The sequence below is a fragment of the Streptomyces sp. NPDC050211 genome (assembly GCF_040656035.1).
In the GTDB taxonomy this organism is placed as follows: Bacteria; Actinomycetota; Actinomycetes; order Streptomycetales; family Streptomycetaceae; genus Streptomyces.
Genome location: NZ_JBFALC010000164.1, coordinates 1 through 2,711 on the forward strand (window position 1 = coordinate 1; position 2,711 = coordinate 2,711).

Below are 2,711 nucleotides of genomic sequence, written 5' to 3' on the forward strand. Positions count from 1 at the left end.
GGCGCCGGCCGCGGCGCCGGGCAGCGCCGAGCGGCTCAGCCGGGTCGGCTGAGCCGCCCCATCCGTGTCACCAGGGCCCCTTCGCGCGGGCGAGGAGGAGAGGACGGGCGATGCAGGCCAGGTCGCAAAGGACGCGGCGCCGGCTGGTGGCGGCCGGCGCGCAGCTGTTCGACCGCCGCGGCTATGCCGGCGCGACCCTGGGGCAGATCGCCCAGGCCGCGGGACTGACGAAGGGGGCGCTGTACTTCCACTTCGCCTCCAAGGACCAGCTGGCCGACGCGGTGCAGCAGCAGGGCCATGCCGTGCTGCGCGACTTCGTGAGCGGGCAGCGGGCCGCGGATCTGGCGCCGGTGCAGGCGCTGATCGACCTGACGCACTGGCTGGCGTGGACGCTGTATGCCGACCCGGTGATCCGGGCCGGCTTGAGGATCACCAGCGAGCGCGCCGGGCGCACGCCGGCGGCCGGCGACTTCCACCAGGCGTGGATCACCGAGGTGCTGCTCCTGGCCGACCGGGCCCGCACGGCGGGGGACCTGCGCGGCCCCGCCGCCGCGGACGGGCCGCAGACGCTGCTGGCCGCGGCGGTGTGCGGGATCGGGGTGCTGTCCGGCAGGGGGATGTCCCCGGGCGAACTGCGGCGCCAGATGGGGGCGCTGTGGGACGCGCTGCTGCCGGCGCTCGTGCCGGCCGGGCACACCGGCCGCTACGACGTCCACGCCGCGGCGCTGACCGAGCACCTGGCCGGGGCCCTCTGAGAGCGCCCCCCGCCTCAAACAGACGGATCTTTGGAGTCACGCGATGCCCCAGGACAGCCAGACACCGGGCGCGGCGCCCGCCGCCCAGGCCGCCGACCTGATGAACGAACTCGTCGGCATGCTCGCCGCGGTACTGCGCCTGAGGCCCGAGAGGATCGATGCGGAGCAGACGTTCCGGTCGCTGGGCCTCGACTCGCTGCTGACCGTCGAGCTCGTCGCCACCGTCAACGCCCGCTACGGCACCGCGGTCAAGCCCGATGCGCTGTTCGACCACCCCACACCGCTGGAATTCGCCCGCCATGTGGCCCTCGAACGGGGCACGCCGGGCGCGGCGCCGTTCGAGGGGGCCCGCTCCCGGGCGGCGGAGCAGGCGGCGGGCGCCGGCGCCGTGCAGGGCTCCGGGGCGCCCGCATCGTCCGGGGCTTTGGGGACGTCCGGGGCTTCGGGGGAAGCGGTGCTGGACGTGCTGCGGGAGGAACTGGCCCGGATCCTGTGCTGCGATCCGTGGGACATCGACACCTCGGCCGCCTTCAACGTGCTGGGCGTGGACTCCATCCTGGGGGCGGAGTTCGTGGCGACGGTCAACCAGATCTACGGGCTGCGGGAGCGGGCCGTCACGCTGTACGACCATCCCAGCCTTCAGGCCATGGCCGCCTACGTCGTCTCCGCGGCCCCGGCCCGTGCGCCACAGCCCGCGGAACGCGCCCCGGAGGATGCGGATGCGGGTGCGGCCGCGGGCGGCGCGGTGATGGGCATCGAAGCCCTCCTCGACGCGGTGCGCCAGGAGCGGCTGTCGGTGGACCAGGCGCTCGCCCTGCTGCCGCCGCGCGCCTGAACGGGCGGGGGCCGGCATGGACGAACGCGAGATACTCACCCGGTTCAAGGCGGGCACGCTCGGGCGCAGCGAGGCGGCGCGGCTGCTGACGGGGCGGGCGCAGCAGACACCGCCGGCCACCGCGGAGCCGGCGCCGGCACCGATGCCGGACCCGCAGCCGCCGCAGCGGGAACCGGCACCCGTACGGGAGCCGGCACCGCAGCCGCCGCCGGAACGGGAACCGGTGCCGGCTCCGGTGCGGGAGGCGGCGGACACCGGGGTGCCGGTGGGGGAGGGGTGCGCCGTCGTCGGTCTCGCCGGGCGTTATCCGATGGCGCCTGATCCGCAGACGTTCTGGGAGAACCTGCGCGAGGGCCGGGACACCTCGAGCGAGGGGCCCGCCGGGCGTCCCGGCCCATCCCCGCTCGAGCCGGGACAGCGCGGCCACTTCCTGGACGCCGCCGCGGACTTCGACGCCGCCTTCTTCGCACTCACGGCTGCCGAGGGTGCGCTGATGGACCCTCAGGAGCGGCTGTTCCTCGAGACCGCCTGGCAGGCGCTGGAGGACGCGGGCTGTGCCGGATCCCGGCTGGACGCGCTGAGGGGCCCGGACGGCCGGCCGCGTGCGGTCGGGGTCTTCGTGGGGGTGAGCTCGAGCGACTACGCGCTGCTGGCCGCCGAGTCATGGGCCGCCCACGGGCCGCGCGAGATGCCCGGCCCCGGCCACGCGGGCCTGCCCGGCAGGCTTGCCGCGCTGCTCGGGCTGAGCGGGCCCGGGCAGATCGTCGACACCGGCGTGTGCTCCGCCCTCACCGCCGTCCACCTCGCCGTCCAGTCCCTGCGGCGCGGCGAGTGCGCGGCGGCCCTCGCCGGCGGCGTCGAACTCCTGCTGCACCCCTCGCGCGCCCGTGACGGGGCCGCAGAAGGCGTCGGAGCGGTCGTCCTCAAACGACTCGACCGGGCCCTCGCGGACGGCGACCGGGTGCATGCGGTCGTCCGGGACACCTCGAGCGGATTCCGGCAGTACAGCGCGGGACCGGCCCCCGGACGGCCGGGACAGGGCAGCGCGGCCCGCGGCGCACCGGTCCCCGGGCCGGGGCAGACGGGTGAGGCGGCCCGGCCGCGGGGCGCCGGCGGCGGGG

3 protein-coding genes are annotated in these 2,711 nt (G+C 76.4%); all 3 read left to right on the plus strand.

Translation table 11 applies throughout. The features are described 5' to 3' along the window. Nucleotides 1–110: 110 nt before the first annotated feature. The gene (locus tag AB0I98_RS49685; RefSeq protein WP_362953120.1) at nt 111–755 is read left to right on the plus strand and encodes a ScbR family autoregulator-binding transcription factor; all 645 of its coding nucleotides are present in this window, start codon (nt 111–113) and stop codon (nt 753–755) included. 43 nt (nt 756–798) lie between these two features. Then, a complete protein-coding gene (locus AB0I98_RS49690) occupies nt 799–1,590 on the plus strand; it encodes an acyl carrier protein (protein ID WP_362953122.1) in 792 nt (263 codons plus the stop codon). A 16-nt stretch (nt 1,591–1,606) separates the two neighbouring features. Further along, on the plus strand, nt 1,607–2,711 hold a 1,105-nt coding region (locus AB0I98_RS49695; protein WP_362953124.1), incomplete at its 3' end, for a polyketide synthase.